This is a genomic window from Streptomyces luteogriseus, from assembly GCF_014205055.1.
Classification (GTDB): domain Bacteria; phylum Actinomycetota; class Actinomycetes; order Streptomycetales; family Streptomycetaceae; genus Streptomyces; species Streptomyces luteogriseus.
This window is the reverse complement of the sequence record NZ_JACHMS010000001.1, coordinates 744,971-769,632: the sequence shown is the minus strand read 5'-3', so window position 1 is coordinate 769,632 and position 24,662 is coordinate 744,971. Positions and strand designations below refer to the sequence as shown.

Sequence of the window (24,662 nt, the reverse complement as noted above, 5' to 3'; positions counted from 1 at the left end):
ATGACCTACACCGACTACACGACGGGCGAACCCGTCGTCGACACCAAGGCCCCCTCCGGCCCCGTCCACGAGCGCTGGGACAAGCGCCGCTTCGAGGCCAGGCTGGTCAACCCCGCCAACCGGCGCAAGCACGCCGTGATCGTCGTGGGCACCGGCCTCGCCGGCGGCTCCGCCGGCGCCACCCTCGCCGAACAGGGCTACCACGTCGTCCAGTTCTGCTACCAGGACTCGCCCCGCCGCGCCCATTCCATCGCCGCGCAGGGCGGCATCAACGCCGCGAAGAACTACCGCAACGACGGCGACTCCGTCCACCGCCTGTTCTACGACACCGTCAAGGGCGGCGACTTCCGCGCCCGCGAGTCCAACGTCCACCGGCTCGCGCAGATCTCCGTCGAGATCATCGACCAGTGCGTGGCCCAGGGCGTGCCCTTCGCCCGGGAGTACGGCGGACTGCTCGACACCCGGTCGTTCGGCGGCGTGCAGGTGTCACGCACGTTCTACGCCCGGGGCCAGACCGGCCAGCAGCTCCTCCTCGGCGCCTACCAGGCCCTCAGCCGGCAGATCGCCGCCGGGAACATCGAGATGCACCCGCGCACCGAGATGCTCGACCTGATCGTCGTCGACGGACGGGCGCGCGGGATCGTCGCCCGGGACCTGGTCACGGGGAAGATCGACACGTACGTCGCGGACGCCGTCGTCCTCGCCTCCGGCGGCTACGGCAACGTCTTCTACCTGTCGACGAACGCCATGAACTCCAACGCCACCGCCATCTGGCGGGCCCATCGGCGCGGCGCCCACTTCGCCAACCCCTGCTTCACCCAGATCCACCCCACCTGCATCCCGCGCACCGGCGACCACCAGTCCAAGCTCACGCTGATGAGCGAGTCGCTGCGCAACGACGGGCGCATCTGGGTGCCGAAGGCGAAGGGCGACCAGCGGCCCCCGAACGAGATCCCCGAGGACGAGCGCGACTACTACCTGGAGCGCATCTACCCGTCGTTCGGCAACCTCGTCCCGCGCGACATCGCCTCCCGCGCCGCGAAGAACGTCTGTGACGAGGGCAGGGGAGTGGGCCCCGGCGGGCAGGGTGTCTACCTCGACTTCGCCGATGCCATCGCACGCATGGGACGCAAGGCGGTCGAGGCCAAGTACGGCAACCTCTTCGACATGTACCAGCGGATCACCGACGAGGATCCGTACGAGGTGCCGATGCGGATCTACCCCGCCGTGCACTACACGATGGGCGGCCTGTGGGTCGACTACGACCTCCAGACCACCGTCCCCGGGCTGTTCGCGATCGGCGAGGCCAACTTCTCCGACCACGGCGCCAACCGGCTCGGTGCCTCGGCGCTGATGCAGGGACTCGCGGACGGCTACTTCGTCCTCCCCTCGACCATCAACGACTACCTGGCCCGCAATCCGCACCACGACGCGCTGACCGACGAACACCCCGTCGTGCAGGAGGTGCTGGCCGACACCCAGGACCGGCTCAACCTGCTGCTGTCCGTCGACGGCGACCGCACCCCCGACTCCTTCCACCGCGAGGTCGGCGAACTCATGTGGGAGTTCTGCGGCATGGCCCGCACCGACTCCGGCCTGCGCAAGGCGCTGGAGCGCATCCCGCAGATCCGCGAGGAGTTCTGGCGGCGCATCAAGGTGCCCGGCACCGGCGAGGAGTTCAACCAGTCGCTGGAGAAGGCCAACCGCGTCGTCGACTACCTGGAGCTCGCCGAGCTGATGTGCCTCGACGCGCTGCACCGCGAGGAGTCCTGCGGCGGCCACTTCCGCGAGGAGTCCCAGACGCCCGACGGCGAGGCCGCCCGCCGGGACGAGGAGTTCGGGTACGCGGCCGCCTGGGAGTTCACCGGCACCGGCGAGGCTCCCGTCCTGCACAAGGAAGACCTGGTCTTCGAGTACGTCCACCCCACCCAGCGGAGCTACGCATGAAGCTCACCCTGCGCGTCTGGCGGCAGCGCAACGCCGACGCCGACGGCACCATGTCCACGTACGAGGTGGACGGGATCTCACCCGACATGTCGTTCCTGGAGATGCTCGACACGCTCAACGAGGAGCTCATCGTCAAGGGCGAGGACCCCGTCGCCTTCGACCACGACTGCCGTGAGGGGATCTGCGGGGCGTGCTCGCTCGTCATCAACGGGGATGCGCACGGGCCCGAGCGGACCACCACCTGCCAGCTGCACATGCGGTCCTTCGAGGACGGCGACACCATCGACGTCGAGCCGTGGCGGGCGTCCGCGTTCCCGGTGATCAAGGACCTGGTCGTGGACCGGTCGGCGTTCGACCGGATCATCCAGGCAGGCGGCTACATCACCGCGCCCACCGGGGCGGCTCCCGAGGCGCATGCCACGCCGGTGCCGAAGCCGGATGCCGACCTCGCCTTCGAGCACGCCGAGTGCATCGGGTGCGGGGCGTGCGTGGCGGCCTGTCCGAACGGGGCGGCGATGCTGTTCACGTCCGCCAAGATCAACCATCTCAACGTGCTGCCGCAGGGGGTGCCCGAGCGGGAGACGCGGGTGCTGGACATGGTGGAGCAGATGGACGAGGAGGGGTTCGGGGGGTGCACGCTCGCGGGCGAGTGCGCCACGGCCTGCCCGAAGGGGATCCCTCTGATGTCCATCACCAGCATGAACAAGGAGTGGTTGCGGGCCGCGCGCAAGGTGAAGCGGTAGCGCCGTAGCGGTTTCGGTGCGCGGGCGGCTTCTGGTGCGTCGTGGTGATCACGCAGTTCCCCGCGCCCCTGAGGGCGTCGTCAGACGCCGGGATCGGCCAGCAGCGGACCCAGCGGGCCGAGGTCAAGGTTGAGGTCGCTGCGCCGCAGCCCGTGCTGTGCGCACAGCTCGTCCATGCGCTCGTCCAGCAGCATCAGCGCGGTACCGAGTTGGTCCTCCTGCTCGGCGCTGAGCGTGCCCTCGTCGAAACGGCGTACCGCCTGGCGCTCCATGAGCTGCCGCAGGAGTTCCACCACGGTCAGCACCAGGGCCGCCAGGTCGTTCGTGACGCGCTCGGGATCGAGGTCCAGCGCGTGGGTGCGCGGCGCGGTCACAGCGGCCCGCTGTCCGGCCAGGGCGCGGGGACCCGGTCGCTGACCGACGCCAGCAGGGCGTGCAGGGAGATCCGCACCAGCGGCACGTCGGCGATGGCCAGCACCAGGTCACCGCTGACCACGACACCCGTCGCCAGCACCCGGTCGAGCAGGTCGACGAGCGGCACCCCGACGGGCGCGTACGGCTCCGGGACGTCCCACGGCACCGCCGTGCGGTCTCCACCGCCGGGGACCGGTACGGTCATGCGCCGGCCTCCTGGTACGCGTCGCGCTCCACCTCGTCCGCGCGGGCGAAGGAGTACGGGATCCAGGGCCCCGACATGGTGACCTCGACGGCCGACCGGTGGGCGTCGCGGGCCAGTTCGCCGACGGCCCGGACGAACTCGGCGCGCCGCCCGTCGTCGACCAGATAGGCCGCGTTGAGCAGCTGCGGGACGCTCCTGCCGGTCAGCTGCTCGCTCTGCGGCCGGTGCCGCGTCGCGGCGACGGCGTACCGCCGCAGCTCCCGGTCGACGGCGTGGGCCCGGGCCAGGGCCCGCTCGCGCTCCTCGCGCTCGGTGCGCCGCCGCTCGCTGACCCGACGCAGATACGACCGCCCGTCGGCGGGCCCGTCCCCGGCGGTGCCGGACGCATGCGCGATGCCGGGGCCGTGTACCTTCACCGCCCACTCGGTGCGGTGGCGCAGCCGGTCCAGCAGAGTGCGCAGGGACGCCGCCCGGTCGGTCAGGGCCCGCACCGCGTTGCGGTCGTCCAGGTAGAGCGTCGCCATCGGCAGGGGAACGACGGGACCCGCGCTCGCGGCCGTCTCCACTCCCCGGTGGTGAGCGCGGGCACAACGCTCCAGCTCCTCCGGCCGGTTGAGACGCTCCGCGAGCGCCTCCTCGCCGAAGGCCGCCGCGGGGACGTCCTGCACGATCAGGTGCAGCGGTCCCGCGGCCAGGACACGCAGCGGACCGCCGCCGTCATGGCCCGGCGTCACCGACACCGCCTCGTCCGGCGGAGGTGTGTCCGTCACGGCGAACACGCAGGTGACGGTGGGGCGCGGCACGGCCGGTCCGGTCGTGGGCACCCGGTCGGCCGGGAGCGTGGTCATCGGGCCACCTCGGTGGGGTCGGTATCGGCGTCCTCCAGGGCCTCGAGGCGGGCGCGCAGCCGCGCGTTCTCCTCGGACAGCGCGTCCCGCGCCGCGCGCGAGGACAGCGCCGGGTCCGTCTCCCACCAGTCGATGCCCGCCTTCTTGGCGGTCTCGACCGAGGCGATGAACAGACGCAGACGGATGGTGAGCAGTTCGATGTCCAGCAGGTCGATCTTGATGTCGCCCGCGATGACGATGCCCTTGTCCAGGACGCGTTCGAGCAGGTCCGCGAGGCTTCCGGAGGGCGGCCCGGCCGGCTGTGCTCCGGGGCCGGCGGGCCAGGTGCCGAGGTCGGTCACGAAGCGCCCCCGCGGTGTCCTGTGTACCGGACCGGACTGTCGAGGCGGGCGAGCAGCCGCTCCTCCTCTTCCTCGAAGGCCGCCTCGTCGATGGCGCCTTCCTCCAGGGCCCGGTTGAGCGCCGCCAGGCGGGCCTGCACCGTACGCGGGTCGCTCATCTGCCTTTCTGCCTCCTGCAGCAGGTGGTCGGCGACCCAGAGCGTGCCGCGCACCGGGGCCAGCGGCAGCAACAGGAGCCCGGTCACGAGTCCCACCGTGTCACCGGCCCGCGGTGGCGGACGGCGCGTCGACGAAGCTGTAGCACGGCAGCGGACCGGTCACGCCGAGCGCCAGCCGGTCCCCGACCTCGCGTGCCTGCGCGGCCACGGCGTGCCGGAAGCGGTGTTCGTCGGCGGAACGCACCAGGAACGACGTGCTGAGCACCTGCTCGTCGTCGACCGGCCCCTGCGCCGTGCGCACGGCGAGCGGAGCCAGGCGGGCGAGCACCTCCCGCGCCGCGCCCCGGGCCTCGCGCGCGACGCCCTTGGCGACCGCTTCGCCCAGCCGCACGTTCGCCTCGTAGCCGGGGCGCTCCCGTGTCCGGCGGGCGAGCGTGCGCAGCGTGTCGTCCCTGCGCACGAGGTCGGCGAAGCAGCCGGGCACCACCGTGCCCTTCACGTTCATCTCCACGCAGCCCCGAACCCCGTCGAGCTGGGCCGCCAAGTGAGCTCGGTCGGTGCGCAGTTGACCGCGCAGCGCCTCCGCGTCGGGAGTGAGGACGGCGAACCGCATGGGCAGGACGGGGCCCTGTGCGGCGAGTTCACCGAGCACCGCCTGATGGGCCATCAGGTCTCGTCGCCGCGCCCGGACGGACTCCGGGGCGTCCGAGACGGCCGCGCACAGCCCGTCCTCGGTCAGCAGCCGCACCGTCGCGCCGTCCACCCCGGGCGCCCGCGGGGTCCGGACGCCCTCGGAGGCGATGCCGTACACGTACAGGGTGCCGAGCGTGCCGGCGGTGGTGAGGGCGGCGGTGGCCGTCACGGTCATTCCTCCTCGGCCTTGCGGCGCCGGGGCCGCGGGCGGTCGTCGTCACTGCGGCGCTTGCGCGCGGGCCGCGGGGCGCGTTCGGTGCGGGTCTCGGCCTCGTCGTCGCCCGCCTCGTCTTCCGTGTCGTCGTCCGGGGTGAGGACGTCGCGCACCTTGTCGGTCAGGGAACCGGCGGCGCGCTTGGCGCCCGCCTTGCCCACGGCCTTGGAGACCGGCCCGCCGAACAGCTCGGGTACGGTCTTGGAACGCGTGTCGTTCTCGAGGTCCAGGCGGTTGCACGCCTCCGCGAAGCGCAGATACGTGTCGACGCTGGCGACCACGATGCGCGCGTCGACCTTGAGGATCTCGATCCCGACCAGCGAGACGCGCACGAAGACGTCGATCACCATGCCGCGGTCGAGAATCAGCTCCAGCACGTCGTAGAGCGTTCCGGCGCGAGGCGAACAGACGATCTCATCGCTGTAGACGGTCATGCGGCGGTCCTTCCGGTCAGCGGGTGCGACGGTCCGGTCACTGGTCCTGGGCGCCGCGCCGGAAGCGCGCGATCCGGCGGTACTGCACCAGCTCGCCCTCCGAGTCCAGTTCCACCCGGTACGTCGCGAGCAGGCTGGTGGTGTCGGGGATACGAGCCAGTTCGAGCACGTCGACGTCGACGACCCAGCCGTCTTCCTCGCCCCGGCACACTGCCGAAACCCCTTCGAGGCGGTGGCTGATCAACTCCGTCAGCGCCTCGGCGGCGCGCCGGGCGGCCTCACCGGCACCGCGCACGGTGCGCCGGCGCTTGGTGGACGGGGCCGAGCCACCCCGTCGCCCGCCGGATCCGGGTTCTGTCATGCAGCCCACTCTCGCCGCAGGAGCCGGTGCACGCGTGCGCAGCTAGGCCATCCGGGCCGCGGTCGCGAAACCGGCCGGGGCACGGGGGTGCGAGCCGTTCAACAACCTCACACCCGTTCTCTCTGCACATGACACGCGCAGGTCAGTCGCCCTCGGGAGAACAGAGGCGGAGGTTCGCACGCCACCGCTCAGCGCCCCGCCCCGCCTCACCGACCGGCCCGTGACCAGGAGAGTGCCATGACCGGCGTACTGACCGTAGACCGCCCCGCGCAGCCCACGGCCCCCACCCGCTACACCGTCGCCCTCGCCCGGAACGAGGAGGACGTGCGTGCCGCCCAGCGGCTGCGGCACGACGTCTTCGCCGGGGAGATGGGCGCCCTGCTGGCAGGCCCGCAGCCTGGCCTCGACGCCGACTCCTTCGACGCGTACTGCGACCATCTGCTCGTCCGGGAGGAGACGACCGGCCAGGTCGTCGGCACCTACCGGCTGCTGCCGCCGGAGCGCGCGGCGATCGCCGGACGGCTGTACTCCGAGGGCGAGTTCGACCTCACCGCGCTCGACGGGATCCGGTCGCAGCTCGTCGAGGTCGGCCGCTCCTGCGTGCACCCCGACCACCGCGACGGGGCCGTCATCAGCCTCATCTGGGCCGGCATCGCCCGCTACATGGTCGACCGCGGCCACGAGTGGCTCGCCGGCTGCTGCTCCGTCCCGCTCGCCGACGGCGGCACCCTCGCCTCCGCCACCTGGGACCGGGTCAGCGACAAGCACCTCGCGCCGCAGGAGTTCCGGGTGCGGCCGCTGCTGCCGTGGACGCCCGGTCCCGCGCCCGCCGCCCGCGTCGAACTGCCCGCCCTGCTGCGCGGCTACCTGCGCCTCGGCGCCTGGGTGTGCGGCGCACCGGCCCACGACCCGGACTTCGGCGTCGCCGACCTGTACGTGCTGCTGCCGATGAGCCGCGTCAACGCGCGCTACCTGCGCCACTTCCTCTCTCTCGCCCCGGCCGGATGAGCGCCTGGCTGCCCACCGCGCCCTGCACGCCGCGCGCCTGTGTCGAGGCGTCGGCGGCCGTGCGGGCGCGGGCCGTGCCGCGTGCCGTGCTGCGGCTCGGCGCGGTCCTGCTGCTCCTCCTAGCGGGGATCACGCTGACACCCTTCGGCGCCCGCATACCGCCGTCCCTGGTGCGGCGCTGGTGCCGGTGGATCGTGCGGGCCGCCGGTGTCCGCGTCCGTATCACCGGGGCCGCCGCCCCCACCGGCGGACTGCTGCTGGTCGCCAACCACATCTCCTGGCTGGACATCCCGCTGCTCGCCGCCGTCCGCCCCGCCCGGATGCTGGCCAAGACGGAGGTACGGCACTGGCCGGTCGCCGGTGCGCTGGCCGCCCGCGGCGGCACCCTGTTCATCGACCGGGACCGGCTGCGGGCCCTCCCGGACACGGTCGCCCGGATCGCCGGGGCGCTGCGTGAGGGCGCCGCGGTCGCGGCCTTCCCCGAGGGCAGCACCTGGTGCGGCCGGGCGCAGGGCACCTTCCGCCGGGCGGTCTTCCAGGCCGCGCTGGACGCCGGGGTGCCGGTCCAGCCGGTGCGCATCGGCTACCGGCTCGGCGGCGGCAGGGCCTCCACGGCCCCCGCGTACGTCGGCGAGGACACGCTGCTCGCCTCCCTGTGGCGGGTGGCGACGTCCCGCGGCCTGATTGCGGAGGTCGAGGTCCGGCCCCCCATCCCCCCGGGCGGCAGCCCCGACCGCCGCGCCCTGGCCCGCGCGGCACAGCAGCCGGAGACGGCCGCGCCCGCCTGGACGCACACGGTGCTCGTCGCGTAGGGGCTCAGCGGGAGCCGGTGAGGGTGCGCGCCAGATACGGCGCCGTCCGGCTCTCCGCCGAGCGCGCGACGTCCGCCGGCGGCCCCGCCGCCACGATGCGTCCGCCCGCGTCGCCGCCGCCCGGGCCCAGGTCGATCACCCAGTCCGCGCGGGCGACGACGGACATGTCGTGCTCGACGACGATCACGGTGTGCCCGGCGTCGACGAGGCCGTGCAACTGGCGCAACAGCACGTCCACGTCGGCCGGGTGGAGACCGGTCGTGGGCTCGTCGAGGAGGTAGAGCGTGTGGCCGCGCCGGCCGCGCTGCAGTTCACTCGCCAGCTTGATGCGCTGGGCCTCGCCGCCGGAGAGCTCCGTCGCGGGCTGGCCGAGGCGCAGATAGCCCAGACCCACGTCGAGCAGGGCGGAGAGGCTGCGGGCCACGGCCGGGGTGTCCGCGAAGAACTCCGCCGCGCTCTCCACCGTCAGATCCAGCACCTGCGCGATGTTCCGCCCCCGGTACGTCACCTCCAGCGTCCCGGGGTTGTAGCGGGCGCCGCCGCAGTCCGGGCAGGGTGCGTAAGTGCTCGGCAGGAACAGCAGTTCCACGCTGACGAACCCCTCGCCCTGGCAGGTCTCGCAGCGCCCGCCCGCCACGTTGAAGGAGAACCGCCCGACGCCGAAACCGCGTGCGCGGGCCCCGTCGGTGGCCGCGAACACCTTGCGCACGACGTCGAAGAGGCCCGTGTAGGTGGCGAGGTTCGAGCGCGGGGTGCGGCCGATCGGCCTCTGGTCGACCGAGACCAGCCGGCCCACCCCCGCCGAGTCCTCCGTGATCTCGCCGATGAGCGTGGACTTGCCGGACCCGGACACGCCGGTCACCGCGGTGAACACGCCGAGCGGGAACTCCGCGGTCACCCCGCGCAGGTTGTGCCGCGAGATCGGGCCGGTGGTGAGCCACCCGGTCGCCTCGCGCACGGTCCGGGCCGGGGTGGGGGAGCGGTCGAACAGGTAGCGGGCCGTGGCCGACTCCCCGACACCGGCCAGGTCGGCCACCGGGCCGCTGTGCAGCACCCGCCCGCCGTGCTCGCCCGCGTCCGGACCCACGTCGACCAGCCAGTCGGCGCCCCGCATGACGTCGAGGTGGTGCTCCACCACGAACACCGAGTTCCCGGACGCCTTCAGCCGCTCCAGCACCGTGAGCAGCGCCTCGGTGTCCGCCGGGTGCAGTCCGGCGGACGGCTCGTCGAGGACGTAGACGACCCCGAACAGGCCGGAGCGCAGCTGGGTGGCCAGGCGCAGGCGCTGCAGTTCGCCGGCGGAGAGGGTGGGGGTGGGCCGGTCGAGACTGAGGTAGCCGAGCCCCAGTTCCAGGACCGGCGCGATACGGGAGCGCAGGTCGTCGGTGAGGACCCGGGCGGCCTCCGAGGTCCCGTCGAGACCGGCGGCCAGCTCCACCAGCGGCAGTGCCGCCAGCTCGGCGATGGTCCGGCCGCCGAACGTCACCGCCAGGGCCTCGGGGCGCAACCGGCTGCCGCCGCACGCCGGGCAGGGCGCACTGGTGAGGAACCGCTCGGCCTTCGCCCGCAGGGCCGGGCTCTTGGAGTCCGAGAACGTCTTCATGACATACCGGTGGGCGCTCATGTACGTGCCCTGGTACGGCCGTTGGATGCGGTCGGCGTCCCGCACGGGATGCACCGTGACCACCGGCTGCTCGTCCGTGAACAGGATCCACTCCCGCTCGCCGGCGGGCAGTTCCCGCCACGGCCGGTCCACGTCGTGGCCGAGCGCGTCGAGGATGTCCCGCAGGTTCTTGCCCTGCCAGGCTCCCGGCCACGCCGCGATCGCCCCTTCGCGGATCGACAGCGAGGGGTCGGGGACCATGAGCTCTTCGCTCGTCCGGTGCACCTGCCCGAGCCCGTGGCACTCCGGACACGCCCCGACCGCCGTGTTGGGCGAGAAGGCGTCGGAGTCGAGCCGCTCGGCGCCGGGCGGGTAGGTGCCGGCCCGGGAGAACAGCATCCGCAGGGAGTTCGAAAGGTTGGTGACGGTGCCGACGGAGGAGCGGGAGGTGGGCGCCGCCCGGCGCTGCTGGAGCGAGACGGCCGGGGGCAGGCCGGTGATCTCCCCGACCTTCGGCGCGCCGACCTGGTGGATCAGCCGGCGCGCGTACGGCGCGACCGACTCGAAGTAGCGCCGCTGCGCCTCTGCGTAGATCGTGCCGAACGCCAGCGACGACTTCCCCGAGCCGGACACGCCGGTGAACACGGCCAGCACGTCCCGGGGGATGTCGACGTCGACGCCCCTGAGGTTGTGCTCACGGGCTCCGCGGACACGGACGTACGGGTCATGGGGGTCGCGGTCGCGCATGGAAGACGACTCTAACCGGATCTAACCGGAGGTGATCGCGGCCAGCCGCCGGTAGGAGTCCAGCAGGGCCTCGCGGTCGTACGTGCTGGTCGTGACGAGGATTTCCTGGGCACCCGTCTCCTTCAGCAGGGTCTCCAGCTCGTGCGCGACCTGCTCCTCGGTGCCCGCGATGTGGCCGGTCAGGCCGGACTCGTAGAGGTCGCGCTCCTTGCCGGTCATGGTGAGTGCCTCCACGCGCTCGGCGGGCGGCAGCGGCGGGAAGGTGCCGTGGGTGCGGGAGTACGCCATGGACCAGGCCTCGGGGATCAGCAGCCGCCGGGCCTCCTCGGGGGTGCCGGCCACGGCGATGGTGCCCGAGACGACGACGTAGGGCTCCGGGGCCCAGACGGAGGGGCGGAACCGGTCGCGGTAGTGGTCGATGCCGCGCCGCATCTTCTCGCGGTTCCTGAGGTCGCCGATCACCATGGGCAGGCCCGCGCGGGCGGCGATGCCGGCGCCCTCGCCCATGGCCAGGACGAACGGCGGCACGGTCAGGCCCTCGGCGGGGCGGGCGTGCACGCCGGTGGGGGAGGTGCCCCGGAACCAGCCGAGCAGCTCCGCGAGCTGGGCCTCGAAGTCCTCGGCGTCGCCCTTGTCGCGGCCCAGGGCCCGGCGCACCCCGTCCGTGAAGCCGACGGACCGCCCCAGACCCATGTCGATCCGCCCGGGGAACAGCGACTCCAGGACGCCGAACTGCTCGGCCACGACCAGCGGCCGGTGGTTGGGCAGCATCACCCCGCCGGTCCCGACCCGGATCGTCCGGGTCGCGCCCGCGACGGCGGCTGCCAGCACGGTCGGCGCGGAACCGGCGACCCCGGGCACGCCGTGGTGCTCGGAGACCCAGACCCGGTGGTAGCCGAGCCGCTCCAGCTCCCGGGCCAGCCGCACGGTGTCGCGCAGCGCCTCGGGGTGGGTGTGCCCCTCGCGGGTGCGGGAGCGGTCGAGGACGGACAGACGCACGGGATCCATACCTGGTTCTACGCCGGACGGGGCCGCCGGTATTCCGCCGCGGCCCCGGGTGGACCGCCGCGCGGGAAAACCGGGTGACCGCGTCCCGGCAGCTCAGGACAATGGCCCGGTATCCAGAAGCGAAAGGCGGCCGACCGTGACCGTCCCCAACGTCCTGCTCTCCGGCATCGTCGGATCGACCGCCTACGGTCTCGCCCGCCCGGGCTCGGACATCGACCGCCTCGGCCTGTTCGCCGCGCCCACCGAGGAGCTGCACGGTCTGCGCCGGCCGAAGGAGTCGCACGTCAGCACCGCGCCGGACCGCACCCTGCACGAGGCCGCCAAGTGGTGCCGGCTGGCCCTCGGCGGCAACCCGACCGCGATGGAACTGGTGTGGCTCCCGGACGACCTGTACGAGGTGCGCACCCCGCTCGGCGACGAGCTCATCGGCATCCGCTCGGCTTTCCTGTGCGCCAAGCGGGTCAGGGACGCCTACCTCGGGTACGCCACCCAGCAGTTCCGGCGGCTGGAGGCACGCGGTGACGGGTCGTTCTCCGCCGACACCCGCAAGCGGACCGCGAAGCACGCCCGGCATCTCAAACGGCTGTGCGGGCAGGGCCTGGAGCTCTACACCACCGGGCGGCTGGCGATCCGCGTCGAGGACCCGGACGAGTACCACGCCTTCGGCGAGCGTGTCGCCGCCGATCCGTCCCTCGCCCTGCCCCTGCTCAGGTATTACGAGGACGCCTTCGACGAAGGCCCCACGGTGCTGCCGGACGAACCCGACGAGGCGCCGGTCGAGGCCTGGCTGCGGCGGGTCCGCGCCCACTTCCTCGCCGAGGCGCAGAACTCAGCCGTCGGGGCGTAGCAGGCCGCGCTCGTAGGCCCTGACCAGGTTCTGCGGGACGAGGTGACGGACTCCGTCGACGGTGACGGGGACCAGCGCCGGGGTGGCCGCCTTCCACTGGGCGCGGCGGTGGCGGGTGTTGCTGCGGGACATCTTCCGCTTCGGGACAGCCATGGGACTCCTCCTCGGTGATCGGGCAACCAGGACGCTACATGAAAATGGATCCCATTAACAATGAGTGTCCCGGTGCCCGGTCACCGGTGTCCCCCGGAGATGTCTCAGTCGTCGGCGCCCACCAGCATCCGCACCTCGAACTCCTCGTGGGCGGCGGGTTCTTCGGCCGGGCCCTTGTCGAGCACCGTGCCGAGCCAGCCCAGCAGGAAGCCCGCGGGGATGGAGACGATGCCGGGGTTCTGGAGCGGGAACCAGGCGAAGTCGGCCTCGGGGTAGAACGAGCCCGGGGCGGAGGAGACGACGGGGGAGAAGGCGGCCAGCAGGACGGAGCAGAGCAGCCCGCCGTAGAGGCTGAGCAGGGCGCCCTTCGCGCTGAAGCGTCGCCAGAACAGGGTGTAGACGATCGTCGGCAGGATCGCGGACGCCGCGATGGCGAAGGCCAGGAAGGCGAGCGTCGCGGTGTTCGCGCCCCAGGCGACGAGGGCCAGCAGAATGCCGAGGACGCCGATGACGGCCCCGGACAGCCGGGCGACGGTCAGCTCCTCCGTCTCGCTCGCCCGGCCCTTGCGGATCACCTCGCTGTACAGGTCGTGCGCGAGGGAGGAGGCCGCGGCCAGGGTGAGGCCGACCGCCACGGCGAGCAGCGTCAGATACGCCAGACAGGTCAGCAGCGCGGTCAGGACACTGCCGCCCAGCTCGTGGGCGAGCAGCAGCACGGAGGCGTTGCCGGTGCGGTCCGTGCTCTCGATGGTGTCCCGGCCGAGCAGCGCGGTGGCGCCGAGCCCCATGATGCCGGCTCCGAAGCAGACCGCGCCGACCAGACCGACGGCCCACAGCACCGAAGAGCGCAGCACGCCGCTGTTGCGCGGGGTGAGCAGCCGCATCAGCACGTGCGGGAGGGCGGCGAGTCCGAGCACGATGGCCAGTTCGAGGCTGAGGAAGTCCAGTTTGTTGCTGACGGTGCCGCCGTAGCGCAGCCCGGGCTGGAGGAAGCTCAGGCCCGACCCGCTGCGTTCGGACGCCCTCTCCAGCAGCAAGTTGGGGTTCCAGTCGAAGTGGTGCAGCACCCAGCCCGCGGTGAACAGCACGCCCACCACCAGCATCACGGCCTTGATGATCTGGATGACCGTCGCGCCGGGCATACCGCCGAGGGAGGCGTACAGGATCACGAAAACGCCGATCACGACCACGCACAGGGTGCGGGTGGTGCCGCTCGGCACACCGGTGAACTGTGTCAGCAGGGCTACGCTGCCCACGAGTTGGGCCACCAGATAGAGCGTGGCGATGGCCAGGATGCAGACCGCCAGCGCGACCCGCACCGGCCGCTGCTGCCGGGGCAGGCGCAGCGCCACCGTGTCGCCCAGCGTGAACCTGCCCGTGCGGTGCAGGGGTTCCGCGATCAGCAGCAGCACCATCATCCAGGCGACGGTGGTGCCGCCGAGGTACATCAGCCCGTCGTAGCCGGTCAGCGCGACCAGCCCGGTGCTGCCCAGCAGGGTGGCGGCCGACAGGTAGTCGCCGCACATGGCGAGACCGTTGCGCAGCGGCGACATGGCACGGTTGCCGAGGTAGAACTCGCTGATCTCGTCACGCTGAGGAGCCGTCAGCAGCGCCGTGAACAAGGTGATCACGACCACGGTCAGGAACAGGACGAACGTCAGCTGCAGGCTGCTGTCGTCGATGGCGGCGGCGCTCACCACGTGCGGAACCCCCTCGTCCCGTGCTGGAGCGGCTGCCCGGCGCCCTGGGGAGGTGCCGCGGAACGGCCGCGGCGGCTCTCGGTCTCGTACAGCCGGGACCTCAGGCCGCGGGCGAGCGGATCGACCCGGGTGCGCATGTGCCGGACGTAGCACCAGGCGGTCACGCCCATGACGGCGAACTGCCCGAGACCGAGCGTGAGTCCGAGCGTGAGGCGGCCGAACAGCGGCTGGTTCATCACCGCGGGCACAAAACTCGACAGCAGCACATACAGCAGGAATCCGCCGACGGACAGCATTGTCGCCCGGATGCCGAACCGGCGCTGCGCGCGGCGCAGAGAGTGAAATTCGGGATGGTCGGATATGCGAGACGGCGGAGTTTGTTCGATGTGCGGGAGCGGGAATGTGGGAGTGTCTTCCCGCCGTGGTGGAAATTCGGGCACAGGCGCACCTTCTTCGCTGCATCGTGCCCCGCACTCGACCCCGTCGGGTCGGTGGACGCGTCCGGTTTCCGGGCAGGGGGAAGGGTGCCGGACGCGCGGTGGGGTGCGGGCTCTGTGGGGGGCTCGTGAATCCGGATCACGTGCTGTCCGGATGCACGCGGACGGCCTCGGGGCTCTTTGTGGGGACCCCCGACGAGCCCCGGCCACGGGTGGTGGCGAGGCTGAGAGCGGAGTATGTCAGTGCTGTGCTTGAGCCATCAACTGTGACGGTGAATTGACCGCCGTACATGGCTTGTTCACGCGGGCTGTCTGAAATGCGCTCAGTACTCCAGCCGTAGATCGTGATCTCGATGGTGAGGGGCGTCGAGGCGGCAGGTGTCCAGCGTGGATCATCTCGCCCGAGATCGCCCATGCCGTCGCGGGCGTCGGCTCCCTCTCCGTCTACCCGAGTTCACCGCGACGGAGGGCGTCCCTTATCTCGCTGAGCTTCGCGGTCGTTGCCGGGGTCCGCTCCTGTGCTTGTTCAGCGAGTCGGAGGGCATCGTCGATCTCGCTGAGCTTCCTGGAGGACAGGACGGCCGCCCGCTCTATCAGGTCGTCCCGGGACACGGTGGTCAGCCACGTGCACGGGGTGAAGCCTGGACGCCGGAACGCGAGCCGCAGCACGCCTTCGAGCGGCAGCCCTTCACCGGCGCCGACCGTCACTTCGATGCCCAGACCGCTGACGTCGAGGCCCGCCGGAGCGACGACCTGCATCACCTGAAACCCGGACGCGTCGTCTCCTGACAGCAGTACGACCAACCTCCGCTCGTCGAACTGGACCCACCAGACTTCGCCACGTTGCACAAGCCCTCCGATACACAGGACGGCAGGCGACGCTGCGCGACCTGACGCGGTGTGGAAACGGGTGCGGCCACCGTTGATCATCGGTGTGCGAAGACAAACGATCATGCGGTGGCCGCAGGTCACAGCGTAGACCCTGCCTGCTGGCAGGAGGCGTTCGAGGGCCTGATGAGCCGGATAGCGGGACGCTTCACACGGGTCGAATCCCGATGCCGGGCCCGGAAGTTGGTACTCGGCCTGTTGTCGGACCTGCCGCGCAAGAACTGCTGGACCATCGCCGAGTGGGCCGGGGCAGGACCCCGGACGGCATGCAGCACCTGCTCGGGAGGGCGAAGTGGGATGCCGACCAGGTCCGCGACGAGGTGGGCGACTACGTGGTGGAGCATCTGCACGACGACGAGGCGGTGCTGGCGGTCGACGAGACCGGCGACGTGCTCGCCTGTTCCTCGCCTCGTCCTTCCCCCTTGCTCTCCCCTGGTCTGTTTCCGGACCGTTCCCGGACCCGGTTGACAACGGCCACCACTCCCTTCCATCATCATTCCACTAATCACATAGTGGAATGATGATGGAAGGGAGTGGTCGCCGTGGAGTACCGCATCGACAGGCGGAGCGGGATCCCCGCCTTCCAGCAGATCGTGCAGCAGACCAAGCAGGCCCTGCGGCTGGGCGTACTGGTGCCGGGCGACCGGCTGCCCACCGCCAAGGAGGTCTCCGAGACGAGCGCGGTCAACCCGAACACCGCCCTCAAGGCGTACCGCGAGCTGGAGCGCGAGGGCCTGGTCGAACCGCGACCGGGCCAGGGCACCTTCGTACGCCGCACGCTGGGCCGCCCCGAGACGGGCACCGACTCGCCGCTGTACGGGGAGTTGGTGGCGTGGATGGCGAAGGCGGCCGGGGCCGGTCTGGAGCAGGAGGACGTGGCCGCGCTGGTCGCGTCGGCGCTGGAGAAGCAGTACGCCCCCGGGACCACGGCGGTCGCGGGGGTCAGGACAACGAGGAGCACAGGTGAGTGACGTCATGTACGCGGGGGAGCCGGCGCTTGAGGCACACGGACTGGGGATGCGCTACCGGCGGGGCTGGGCGCTGCGGGACTGCACCTTCCGGCTTCCGGCGGGCAGGATCTGCGGGCTGGTCGGCCCCAATGGGGCGGGCAAGACCACGTTGCTGAACATCGCGGCCCATGTCCTGAAGCCGACGCAGGGCTCGCTCAGTCTGTTCGGCGAGGCGCCGGGCTCGGTGGAGTCCGGCCGGCGTACGGCCTTCCTCGCGCAGGAGAAGCCGTTGTTCCGTCGCTTCACCGTGGCGGAGACCCTGCGGCTGGGGCGGGAGCTGAACCCCGGCTGGGACCAGCGCGCCGCCGAGGACATCGTCCGTGCGGGCAACGTGCCCTTCGACGCGAAGATCAGCACCCTCTCCGGTGGCCAGCGCACCCGCGTCGCCGTCGCCCTCGCCTTCGGCAAGCGCCCCGACCTGCTGCTGCTCGACGAGCCGATGGCGGACCTCGACCCGGTCGTGCGCCACGAACTCATGGGCACCCTCCTCGCCGAGGCCGGCGAGCGCGGCACCACCGTGGTGATGTCGACCCACGTACTCGCCGAGCTGGAGAACGTATGCGACTTCCTCCTCGTCGTCTCCGGCGGCGGAGTGCGCGTCGCCGGTGACGTGGACGAGCTGATGACCATGCACACCGTGGTCACCGGGGCCAGGGAGGGTGAGGGCCTGCCCGACTTCCTCGGGTACCACACCCTCGTCGAGGCCCGGACCAGCGGACGGCAGTTCACCGCGCTCATCCGCCCGGAGGGCCCGGTCACCGGCCCCTGGGAGGTGGCCGCCCCGAGCATGGAGGAACTCCTGCTCGCCTATCTCCGCTCACCCGACGCGCCACCGCTGATCACTCCCACTGCCCAGGTCCAGGGCCAGGCGTTCGGCGCCGGGACGGTGGCGGCGTGAGCACCTTCACCAACCCCTCGACCGATGGCAGGAACGGGACGGCGAACCGGACGATGAACGGGACGATGAACGCAACGAAGAACGGACCCAGGCACGGGGCCGGGAACGCGAGCACCACGGAGGCCACCCGGCGCCCCCGCCTGAGCGGCATGACCTGGCTGGTCTGGCGCCAGCACCGGGCCGCGTTCTGGACCATGATCGCCGCCACCGTGCTCTGCGCGGCCTGGATGATCTACCAGCGCGCCCAGATGATGGACTTCCTCAACGCCTACGGCTTTCCCGCCAAGAACCTCGACGACGCGGAGAAGAAGTTCGAGCCCTACATCGGCGCGTTCACTTCCGTCACCACGGGTCTCACGGCGATACCCATCATGCTCGGTGTCCTCCTCGGCGCCCCGCTGCTCGCAGGCGACCTGGAGAACGGCACGGCCAAGCTGATCGCCGCCCAGTCCGTGAGCCGCAACCGCTGGCTCGCCACGAAGCTGGCGCTGACCGGGCTGGCGGTGACGGTGACCACGGTCACGCTGTCGGCTGTGTTCGCCTGGTGGTGGAACCCCATCAAGCTCCATTACCTGGACATCGACTGGACCTCCCGGGAGTTCTTCAACACCACGGGCCCCGCGCCCGTCGCCCTCTCCCTCCTCTCCGTGTTCGGCGGGGTGCTGATCGGTGTGATCCTGCGCCGCACGCTGGCGGCCATGGTCGTGACCCTCGGATTCACCGTCGCCCTCCAGGCCGTCTGGGGCTACTTCAAGCTGTCGCTCGGCGACATCGTCACAGCCACCAGCAAGCCGGTCAGTCCCGGCACTCCGATCACCTTCCCCTCGGTGCCCCGCACCGCGCACTGGCTCGACACCTCGTATGTCAGCGGCAGCGGCAAACTGTTCGACCCCGGGACCACGTGTACGCCAATGGTGAGGGAAGAAGTGGCTGCGGCGTGCATGAAGAAAGCGGACATCGTCGGCGCGTCGACCGACTACATCCCCATATCGCAGATGAGCAGTATGCAGTGGTTCGGGGCGTCGATTCTGTTCGCCCTGACGGCGGGCATCGTGGTCTTCCTCTTCTTCTGGGGTCGTAAGCGGCTCGTCTGAGGAGCCGTTCGCGCCACCGCGATCACCGAAGGCGGTGAGCAGGTGAGGCTTCGGCCCTCCCCCTGTTCACCGCCGCCGACGCGACTACCTTCTCAGCCACGCCAAGGACGACTGGAGCAACGTCGCACGGGCCGTGGCCGTACCCCTGGACGACGTCATAGCGCGACTCCGGGAAGGCTGACGGTCTTCGCCTCACCGAGGGCGTTCCGGTACGTGCTCCGCGCGCCAGTTCGTGATCAGCGCGCGCAGCGTGAGCCGCGCCAGCGCGGCAATCGGCAGCAGAGGAAGTTCCCACTCCCGGATGGCGCGTGCCCGTTCGTAGCCGGTGACGAAGGCGCAGGCATCCCGCATCTCCTGGGGTCCTGCGCGCAGAGCGTTACCGTTCTCGAGAACCCGCTGCTGCAATCTGGGTCTGGCAGAAGTTCTCCGCAGGGGCAGGGGCAGGGGCAGGGGCAGGGGCAGGGGCCGGGGCCAAGGGACACCGTTTCTACGACTGGGCAGTCATCGACCTCGCCGACCCCGACCCGCGAGTCGTCAGCTGCTGATCCGCCCTAACCGCAGCACCGGCGAACTCGCCTACCACCGCTGCTACTCGCGCGCACCCGTGCCGCTGACCGTGCTGGTCAGAGTCGCTGGGTCAAGATGGCGGGTGGAGGAGTTCTTCCAGTCGGGCAAGGGCCTGGCCGCACTCGACGAGCACCAGGTCCGCCGCTACGTCCACGATGCCGCCCACCGGCTCGGTTGGTCCGACTGGCGGCGCCGCCACCAGGCCCGATCCCAGGCCGGCCGCTACCGTAGACAAGCCACTCGGGCATGAAGATCACGATCTACGGCTGGAGTATTAGGCTGGGCGGCGTGAGTGACGATTGCAGCAGGGAACCGCTGGCCGTGTTCGACCTGGACAACACCCTCGCCGACACCACGCACCGGCAGAGGTTCCTGGAACGCACGCCGAAGGACTGGAACGGCTTCTTCTCGGCGGCGCCGCAGGACCCGCCCGTCCCTGAGGGCGTCGCCCTGCTCCTGGAGCGCGCGCGGGACTGCGAGATCGTCTACCTCACCGGGCGCCCCGAGCGCTGCCGGCGCGACACGCTGGAGTGGCTCGCCGCCCAAGGGCTGCCCGAGGGGCGCGTGTACATGCGGCGGGACGCCGACCGGCGGCCCGCCCGGTCCACCAAGCTGGAGATCCTGCGGCGGCTGGCCCGCACCCGCGAGGTCCGCGTCCTCGTGGACGACGACGAACTGGTCTGCGCGGACGCCCGGCGTGCGGGCTTCACCGTGGTACGGGCCGACTGGGTGACCCGGTCGGCCGAGTTGAAGGCGGCGCAGGAGCGCGAGGGGCGGACCTGAGCCCTACTCCGACTCGTCGAGCCGGAAGCCCACCTTGAGCCCCACCTGCCAGTGGGCGATCTGCCCGTCCTCGAGCTGGCCGCGCACCTGCGTCACCTCGAACCAGTCCAGGTTGTGCAGCGTCCGAGAGGCCCGCTCGATGCCGTTGCGGACGGCCTGGTCGACGCCGTCCGGTGAGGTGCCGACGATCTCCGTGACCCGGTAGGTGTGGTTCGACATACCGCTGCTCCTCTTCCCATGACGTTCCTGTGACGGCAGTGTCACGCGTCATTCCACCGTGCCCCAAGCGGCGGCGAAGCGCGAGACGTCGTCTCCCGCCGTCGCCGCCGCCCCCGGGTTCCCCGATGTCAGCGCGCCACGCTCAGCGACAGCGCGAACCGGCCCGGGCCGTCCGTCCACCAGTGGGCCAGCTCCAGCCCCGCCGCGGACAGTTCGGCGCGCACACCCTCCTGCCGGAACTTCGCCGACACCTCGGTCCGCATCTCCTCACCCGCGGTGAAGTCGACGGCGAGATCGAGCGCCGGCAGCTTCACCGTCTGCGCCGTACGGGAGCGCAGCCGCATCTCGATCCATTCGTGCTCCGCGTTCCACTGCGCCACATGGTCGAACGCGGCGGGCTCGAAGTCGGCGCCCAGCTCGCGGTTGATCACGGTCAGGACGTTCTTGTTGAACGCGGCCGTCACCCCGGCCCCGTCGTCGTAGGCCCGGACCAGCACCTCCTCGTCCTTGACCAGGTCCGTGCCCAGCAGCAGGGCGTCGCCCGGGGCGAGCAGGGCACGCACCGACGCCAGGAACGCGGCGCGTTCGGCGGGGAGCAGGTTGCCGATCGTGCCGCCCAGGAACGCCACCAGCCGTGGCCCCGGTGTGTCCGGCAGGGTCAGTTCCGCCGTGAAGTCGGCGATCAGCGCGTGCACGTCCAGCCCCGGCCGTTCGGCGGCGAGCGCCTGCCCGGCCTGGGTGAGGGCGCTCTCGCTGACGTCGACCGGGACGTAGGTGTGCAGGCCGGTGAGGGCGTCGAGCAGATGGCGGGTCTTCTCCGAGGATCCGGAGCCGAGCTCGACCAGGGTGCGCGCCCCGGTCGCCGCGGCGATGTCGCCGGAGCGCGCGAGGAGGATCTCCCGCTCCGCGCGCGTCGGGTAGTACTCGGGGAGTTCCGTGATCTTCTCGAACAGGTCGCTGCCGTGCGCGTCGTAGAACCACTTCGGCGGCAGGGTCTTGGGGCGGCCGGTCAGGCCCTGGTGGACGTCGGCGCGCAGCGCGGCGCCCGTGGTGTCCTCGGGCAGGGTACGGGTGAGGCGGAACGGGCTCACGTACGGGGCTCCTTGAAGGGTGCGGGCACGGAGGCGTCGGTCGGCTCCTTGAGCGGCGTCAGCAGCACGTCGGTGCGGCTCGCCGCGAGCAGGGTGCGGTCGGGGACCTCCTGCCAGTGCGGATCGTCGTCATAGGGCTCGGAGGCCACGACGGTGCCGCCGCCGGGCCGGGTGAGGTACCACAGGGCGTCGCCCCAGGCGGTCGCGGTGATGGTGTCGCCGTTGGTGAGCAGCAGGTTGAGCCGCGATCCGGGGGCCGCCGCGGCGACCTCCAGGACGGTGTCGGCCATGGCCCGGCCCTCCTCGTCGCCGCCCCGCAGCCGCGCCAGCACCAGCGCCCACACGAGCGCCGAGTCGTTGCGCGCCTCCAGCGACAGCAGGTCCTCGTGCGGCAGCGTCCGGGCCACCGACGCCAGCGAACCGGGCCAGCCCTTCACCGCCCCGTTGTGGCTGAACAGCCAGGTCCCCGCGGCGAACGGCGCCGCCGCGGCCTCCGCGTCCGCACCCGACAGGGTCGCGTCGCGTACCGCGGCGAGCATCCCGGTGGACCGTACGACCCGGGCCAGATCGGCGAACGACAGGTCGGCCCAGATCGGCCCGGCCCGGCGGTAGCGGGCCGGCACCGGGTCGCCCTCGGCGTACCAGCCCACGCCGAAACCGTCGGCGTTGACCGTCCCGTACCGCTGGTGCCGGGGCGCCCACGACTGCCGGTACAGCGCGTGCGGGGGCTCCACGAGGATCCGGCCCAGCGCTTCCTCCGGCCCCACGTACGCCACATGCCGGCACATCAGCCGTCCTCCGACCGGGCCGTGCGGAACCCGGAGAAGATCTGCCGCCGGATCGGATAGTCCCAGTTGCGGAAGGTGCCCCGGCAGGCCACCGCGTTCACCGCGAAGGAACCGCCGCGCAGCACCTTGTACTCGGGCCCGAAGAAGACCTCCGAGTACTCCTTGTACGGGAACGCCCTGAACCCCGGGTACGGCAGGAAGTCGCTCGCCGTCCACTCCCACACGTCGCCGATCAACTGCCGTACGCCGAGCGGCGACTCGCCGGCCGGGTAGCTCCCCGCGGGCGCCGGGCGCAGATGCCGCTGGCCGAGGTTGGCGTGCTCGGGCCCCGGGTCGTCGTCGCCCCACGGGTAGCGCATCGAGCGGTCGCCGGCCGGGTCGTGCCGGGCGGCCTTCTCCCACTCCGCCTCGGTGGGCAGCCGGCGTCCCGCCCAGCGGGCGTAGGCGTCGGCCTCGTACCAGCTCACGTGCAGCACGGGCTCGTCCGGCGGGACGACCTCGGTGACGCCGAACCGCCGCCTGAGGAACTGCTTCCCGTCACGCCGCCAGAACAGCGGGGCGTCGATGCCGTGCTTCCGGATGTGCGCCCAGCCGTCGGCCGTCCACCATCGCGGGTTGTCGTACCCGCCGTCCTCGATGAACGCCCGGTAGGCGCCGTTGGTCACCGGGGTGGTGTCGATGTGGAAGGGCGCGACCTCGCGCCGGTGCGCGGGGCGTTCGTTGTCCAGGGCCCATGGCTCGCCGGAGGTGCCCATCGTGAACGGGCCGCCCGGGACGAGGACTTCGGACGGGCCCGTGAACAGCGGTGCCGGCTCCGGGTCGGGAGCCGTCAGGGCCGGCGGGCCCGTCCGCAGCTGATGGGTGATCAGCATCGTCTCGTCGTGCTGCTGTTCGTGCTGCGCGATCATCCCGAAGGCGAACCCGGCCTCCGTCAGCCGCGTCCCGTGGAACGCGTGCCGCTCCAGCACGTCCAGTGCCCTTCCGCGGACGTCGGCCGCGTAGGTGCGGGCCTCCGCGGGCGACAGCAGGGGCAGCTTCGGCCGCTCGGCGCGCGGGTGCTCGAAGGCGTCGTAGAGGCCGTCGATCTCGGGCCGTATCGCCTCGTGCCCGGCGACGGCCCGCAGCAGCCACTGCTCCTCCTGGTTGCCGATGTGCGCGAGGTCCCACACCAGCGGCGACATCAGCGGCGAGTGCTGCGCGGTCAGATCGGGATCCTCCACGCAACTCGTCAGCAGGGTGGTGCGGTCGCGGGCCACGACGAGTGAGGCGACCGCCCGCTCACGGAGGACCTCGGGGTCGACGGCCCGGGCGTCGACGGCGGGATCGGTGTCGGTCATGGGCGGAAGTCCCTTCCGTGGGCGCGGCCGTCGATGCCGCGCTGTCGGTCGAGCAGGTCGTCGGCGGGGCAGCGGCCCAGGACGACGTAGCGGTCCAGATAGGCCGTGACGGCCTCGACGACCTCGGGGGCGGCACCGAGCCGGGGCAGGGCGTCCAGTGCGGTCGTGAAGCAGGTGACGGCCACCTCGCGCAGTTCCGCGTCGGCCAAACCGCCGCGGGCCGCGTCGAGCCACAGCGGGTTGTGCGGCGCGGGCAGTCCCAGCGTCCGTTCGGCCAGTCGCTTCACGGCCCGGTAGGCGGTCTCGGTGGCCTCCGGGTCGTCGAACAGCGCCGCCGTCACGGCGAGCGGCACGATCCAGCCGTTGTCGCCTGGCTGCGCGTCGATCATGCGCAGTTCGAGATGGCCGCGCGGCCTGACCGGCGGGAACAGCGTCGTGATGTGGTATTCGAGATCCTCCCGGGTGGGCGGCCGGGGCGCGCCCGTGCGGATCCAGTTCCGGAAGGTGAGGCCCTCGGGGACGTCCCAGGGACCGCCGTCCCGCCGTACGCACATCACGGGGGAGTCCAGCACATGCCGGGTCCAGGCGCCGCGCGGGTCGGAGTCCAGCCGAGGTCCGCCCGCCCGGCCGGCGCCGATCCGGGTCCACATCAGCTGCCGGGTGGACAGCCAGCCGGTCGGCCGGTGCCCGGCGAGCGGGGAGTTGGCGAACGCGGCCACCAGGACCGCGCCCAGATGGTGGGCCAGCCACCAGCGCCGCGCAAGGCCGAGCGGTCCGGGCTCCTCGTGGCCGGCGTCCAGGCACACCTGCACGGAGGCGGAGGAGCACATCATGGCGCGGCCGGCGGGGCCCGTGCGGTCCAGGCACGCCTCCATGGCGTCGTAGCGCGGTTGACGCAGGAACCGGCGGGGTTCGTGCCAGGGATCGTGGCCGAGGCCGACAAGGGCGAGGCCGCCTTCGCGCAGAATCGCGCGGACGGCGTCGAGGTCGGCGGAGACGGTGGTGATGACGTCCGTCAGTGAGTCGGCGGGGGGTGAGCTCAGCTCCAGCTGGCCGCCGGGTTCCACGGTGAGCGCCGACTTCAGGGGCACGGACCGCAGGGCGGCGTAGGCCCCTTCGAGTCGTTCGGGTGTGACGGGGAGCTGCGGTGCGCGCAGCTCGTGGACGAGCCATTCCACCTCGACGCCGAGGCGGCGTGGCGGGCCGGTCTTGAAGCAGATACCGCGGACGAGAGCCTCGACCTCGGCTTCGGACAGTGAGGTGCGTGGCCGGGTACAGCCACTTACCGAATCGGACATGTCGGGATCCTCCTGA

General features: G+C 71.8%; 29 protein-coding genes and 2 pseudogenes. 11 read left to right on the top strand and 20 right to left on the bottom strand.

Going from position 1 to position 24,662, the window contains the following annotated elements; genetic code table 11:
* Both BJ965_RS03610 and BJ965_RS03605 read left to right on the top strand, forming a co-directional pair.
* On the top strand, positions 1 to 1,947 hold the full coding sequence (locus BJ965_RS03610; RefSeq protein ID WP_184907317.1) for a fumarate reductase/succinate dehydrogenase flavoprotein subunit: 1,947 nt from the start codon (positions 1 to 3) through the stop codon (positions 1,945 to 1,947).
* Positions 1,944 to 2,690, top strand: coding sequence for a succinate dehydrogenase/fumarate reductase iron-sulfur subunit (locus tag BJ965_RS03605; protein WP_184907316.1), 747 nt, complete (start codon positions 1,944 to 1,946; stop codon positions 2,688 to 2,690). Before BJ965_RS03610 ends, BJ965_RS03605 begins: the two co-directional genes overlap by 4 nt.
* Positions 2,691 to 2,770: 80 nt before the next feature.
* Here BJ965_RS03605 and BJ965_RS03600 read toward each other — a convergent pair whose 3' ends face one another.
* From BJ965_RS03600 to BJ965_RS03565, 8 genes are read right to left on the bottom strand one after another with little or no spacing between them, the layout of a single operon-like run.
* Entirely contained in the window at positions 2,771 to 3,064 is a 294-nt protein-coding gene (locus BJ965_RS03600) for a gas vesicle protein K (protein WP_184907315.1), read from the bottom strand.
* Positions 3,061 to 3,309: a gas vesicle protein gene (locus tag BJ965_RS03595; RefSeq protein ID WP_184907314.1), complete on the bottom strand. Its 249-nt coding sequence runs from the start codon at positions 3,307 to 3,309 to the stop codon at positions 3,061 to 3,063. The genes BJ965_RS03600 and BJ965_RS03595 overlap by 4 nt, the downstream gene beginning before the upstream one ends.
* Positions 3,306 to 4,157 (bottom strand): GvpL/GvpF family gas vesicle protein, encoded by an 852-nt coding sequence (locus BJ965_RS03590; protein WP_184907313.1) that lies wholly within the window; start codon positions 4,155 to 4,157, stop codon positions 3,306 to 3,308. Before BJ965_RS03590 ends, BJ965_RS03595 begins: the two co-directional genes overlap by 4 nt.
* Positions 4,154 to 4,498, bottom strand: a complete 345-nt coding sequence (locus tag BJ965_RS03585) for a gas vesicle protein (RefSeq protein ID WP_184907312.1) — start codon at positions 4,496 to 4,498, stop codon at positions 4,154 to 4,156. Before BJ965_RS03585 ends, BJ965_RS03590 begins: the two co-directional genes overlap by 4 nt.
* Positions 4,495 to 4,752: a gas vesicle protein GvpG gene (locus BJ965_RS03580; protein WP_184907311.1), complete on the bottom strand. Its 258-nt coding sequence runs from the start codon at positions 4,750 to 4,752 to the stop codon at positions 4,495 to 4,497. The genes BJ965_RS03585 and BJ965_RS03580 overlap by 4 nt, the downstream gene beginning before the upstream one ends.
* Before the next feature lie 4 nt (positions 4,753 to 4,756).
* Positions 4,757 to 5,524 carry a GvpL/GvpF family gas vesicle protein gene (locus BJ965_RS03575; RefSeq protein WP_184907310.1) on the bottom strand — a complete coding sequence of 256 codons (768 nt, stop codon included), beginning with the start codon at positions 5,522 to 5,524 and terminating at the stop codon, positions 4,757 to 4,759.
* Positions 5,521 to 5,997: a gas vesicle structural protein GvpA gene (locus BJ965_RS03570; protein ID WP_184907309.1), complete on the bottom strand. Its 477-nt coding sequence runs from the start codon at positions 5,995 to 5,997 to the stop codon at positions 5,521 to 5,523. The genes BJ965_RS03575 and BJ965_RS03570 overlap by 4 nt, the downstream gene beginning before the upstream one ends.
* Positions 5,998 to 6,034: 37 nt before the next feature.
* Positions 6,035 to 6,358, bottom strand: coding sequence for a gas vesicle protein GvpO (locus tag BJ965_RS03565; RefSeq protein WP_184907308.1), 324 nt, complete (start codon positions 6,356 to 6,358; stop codon positions 6,035 to 6,037).
* Positions 6,359 to 6,595: 237 nt separating this feature from the next.
* Here BJ965_RS03565 and BJ965_RS03560 point away from each other — a divergent pair, with 237 nt between their 5' ends.
* Complete coding sequence (locus tag BJ965_RS03560) at positions 6,596 to 7,366, top strand: GNAT family N-acetyltransferase (protein WP_184907307.1); 771 nt, start codon at positions 6,596 to 6,598, stop codon at positions 7,364 to 7,366.
* Positions 7,363 to 8,178, top strand: a complete 816-nt coding sequence (locus tag BJ965_RS03555) for a lysophospholipid acyltransferase family protein (protein WP_184907306.1) — start codon at positions 7,363 to 7,365, stop codon at positions 8,176 to 8,178. The genes BJ965_RS03560 and BJ965_RS03555 overlap by 4 nt, the downstream gene beginning before the upstream one ends.
* A 4-nt stretch (positions 8,179 to 8,182) precedes the next feature.
* Here the strand turns inward: BJ965_RS03555 and BJ965_RS03550 are convergent, their stop codons facing one another.
* Together BJ965_RS03550 and BJ965_RS03545 are read right to left on the bottom strand one after the other, a co-directional pair.
* Complete coding sequence (locus tag BJ965_RS03550) at positions 8,183 to 10,528, bottom strand: ATP-binding cassette domain-containing protein (protein ID WP_184907305.1); 2,346 nt, start codon at positions 10,526 to 10,528, stop codon at positions 8,183 to 8,185.
* Positions 10,529 to 10,549: 21 nt separating this feature from the next.
* Entirely contained in the window at positions 10,550 to 11,536 is a 987-nt protein-coding gene (locus tag BJ965_RS03545) for an LLM class flavin-dependent oxidoreductase (protein WP_184907304.1), read from the bottom strand.
* Positions 11,537 to 11,585: 49 nt separating this feature from the next.
* Between BJ965_RS03545 and BJ965_RS03540 the strand changes: the two genes are divergently transcribed.
* Complete coding sequence (locus BJ965_RS03540) at positions 11,586 to 12,383, top strand: nucleotidyltransferase domain-containing protein (RefSeq protein WP_376777897.1); 798 nt, start codon at positions 11,586 to 11,588, stop codon at positions 12,381 to 12,383.
* Here the strand turns inward: BJ965_RS03540 and rpmF are convergent.
* The 4 genes from rpmF to BJ965_RS03520 all read right to left on the bottom strand — a co-directional run bounded on the left by rpmF (position 12,366) and on the right by BJ965_RS03520 (position 15,522).
* The gene (rpmF, locus tag BJ965_RS03535; protein ID WP_102909729.1) at positions 12,366 to 12,536 is read right to left on the bottom strand and encodes a 50S ribosomal protein L32; all 171 of its coding nucleotides are present in this window, start codon (positions 12,534 to 12,536) and stop codon (positions 12,366 to 12,368) included. The genes BJ965_RS03540 and rpmF overlap by 18 nt on opposite strands.
* Positions 12,537 to 12,640: 104 nt before the next feature.
* A complete protein-coding gene (locus BJ965_RS03530; RefSeq protein WP_184907302.1) occupies positions 12,641 to 14,236 on the bottom strand; it encodes a sodium/solute symporter in 1,596 nt (531 codons plus the stop codon).
* Positions 14,230 to 14,598, bottom strand: a complete 369-nt coding sequence (locus BJ965_RS03525; protein WP_376777971.1) for a DUF485 domain-containing protein — start codon at positions 14,596 to 14,598, stop codon at positions 14,230 to 14,232. The genes BJ965_RS03530 and BJ965_RS03525 overlap by 7 nt, the downstream gene beginning before the upstream one ends.
* 519 nt (positions 14,599 to 15,117) lie before the next feature.
* On the bottom strand, positions 15,118 to 15,522 hold the full coding sequence (locus tag BJ965_RS03520; RefSeq protein ID WP_184907300.1) for a type II toxin-antitoxin system PemK/MazF family toxin: 405 nt from the start codon (positions 15,520 to 15,522) through the stop codon (positions 15,118 to 15,120).
* Between the two features lie 165 nt (positions 15,523 to 15,687).
* On the opposite strand from BJ965_RS03520, the pseudogene BJ965_RS03515 reads away from it, so the two are divergent.
* From BJ965_RS03515 to BJ965_RS03500, 4 genes and pseudogenes are all read left to right on the top strand, one after another.
* A pseudogene (locus BJ965_RS03515) lies at positions 15,688 to 15,953 on the top strand (transposase); the annotation flags it as partial.
* A 141-nt stretch (positions 15,954 to 16,094) separates the two neighbouring features.
* The gene (locus BJ965_RS03510; RefSeq protein WP_184907299.1) at positions 16,095 to 16,532 is read left to right on the top strand and encodes a GntR family transcriptional regulator; all 438 of its coding nucleotides are present in this window, start codon (positions 16,095 to 16,097) and stop codon (positions 16,530 to 16,532) included.
* A 4-nt stretch (positions 16,533 to 16,536) separates the two neighbouring features.
* On the top strand, positions 16,537 to 17,469 hold the full coding sequence (locus BJ965_RS03505) for an ABC transporter ATP-binding protein (RefSeq protein WP_184916715.1): 933 nt from the start codon (positions 16,537 to 16,539) through the stop codon (positions 17,467 to 17,469).
* Positions 17,470 to 17,534: 65 nt separating this feature from the next.
* The gene (locus BJ965_RS03500) at positions 17,535 to 18,563 is read left to right on the top strand and encodes an ABC transporter permease subunit (protein ID WP_246545831.1); all 1,029 of its coding nucleotides are present in this window, start codon (positions 17,535 to 17,537) and stop codon (positions 18,561 to 18,563) included.
* Positions 18,564 to 18,755: 192 nt separating this feature from the next.
* On the opposite strand, the gene BJ965_RS03495 is transcribed toward BJ965_RS03500, so the two are convergent.
* A complete protein-coding gene (locus BJ965_RS03495) occupies positions 18,756 to 18,914 on the bottom strand; it encodes a hypothetical protein (protein WP_184907297.1) in 159 nt (52 codons plus the stop codon).
* Between the two features lie 5 nt (positions 18,915 to 18,919).
* On the opposite strand from BJ965_RS03495, the pseudogene BJ965_RS40350 reads away from it, so the two are divergent.
* Positions 18,920 to 19,380: pseudogene (locus tag BJ965_RS40350) on the top strand (IS701 family transposase); the annotation flags it as partial.
* A complete protein-coding gene (locus tag BJ965_RS03490; RefSeq protein WP_184907296.1) occupies positions 19,377 to 19,913 on the top strand; it encodes a phosphatase domain-containing protein in 537 nt (178 codons plus the stop codon). The pseudogene BJ965_RS40350 and the gene BJ965_RS03490, both read left to right, overlap by 4 nt.
* Before the next feature lie 3 nt (positions 19,914 to 19,916).
* Here BJ965_RS03490 and BJ965_RS03485 read toward each other — a convergent pair whose 3' ends face one another.
* The 5 genes from BJ965_RS03485 to egtA all read right to left on the bottom strand — a co-directional run bounded on the left by BJ965_RS03485 (position 19,917) and on the right by egtA (position 24,646).
* Positions 19,917 to 20,132: a dodecin gene (locus tag BJ965_RS03485; protein WP_030851219.1), complete on the bottom strand. Its 216-nt coding sequence runs from the start codon at positions 20,130 to 20,132 to the stop codon at positions 19,917 to 19,919.
* Between the two features lie 128 nt (positions 20,133 to 20,260).
* Positions 20,261 to 21,223 carry an L-histidine N(alpha)-methyltransferase gene (gene egtD, locus BJ965_RS03480; protein WP_184907295.1) on the bottom strand — a complete coding sequence of 321 codons (963 nt, stop codon included), beginning with the start codon at positions 21,221 to 21,223 and terminating at the stop codon, positions 20,261 to 20,263.
* The gene (gene egtC, locus BJ965_RS03475; protein WP_184907294.1) at positions 21,220 to 22,011 is read right to left on the bottom strand and encodes an ergothioneine biosynthesis protein EgtC; all 792 of its coding nucleotides are present in this window, start codon (positions 22,009 to 22,011) and stop codon (positions 21,220 to 21,222) included. The genes egtD and egtC overlap by 4 nt, the downstream gene beginning before the upstream one ends.
* Positions 22,011 to 23,348 carry an ergothioneine biosynthesis protein EgtB gene (gene egtB, locus BJ965_RS03470; protein WP_184907293.1) on the bottom strand — a complete coding sequence of 446 codons (1,338 nt, stop codon included), beginning with the start codon at positions 23,346 to 23,348 and terminating at the stop codon, positions 22,011 to 22,013. Before egtB ends, egtC begins: the two co-directional genes overlap by 1 nt.
* Positions 23,345 to 24,646, bottom strand: coding sequence for an ergothioneine biosynthesis glutamate--cysteine ligase EgtA (gene egtA, locus BJ965_RS03465; RefSeq protein ID WP_184907292.1), 1,302 nt, complete (start codon positions 24,644 to 24,646; stop codon positions 23,345 to 23,347). Before egtA ends, egtB begins: the two co-directional genes overlap by 4 nt.
* Between the last annotated feature and the right edge of the window lie 16 nt (positions 24,647 to 24,662).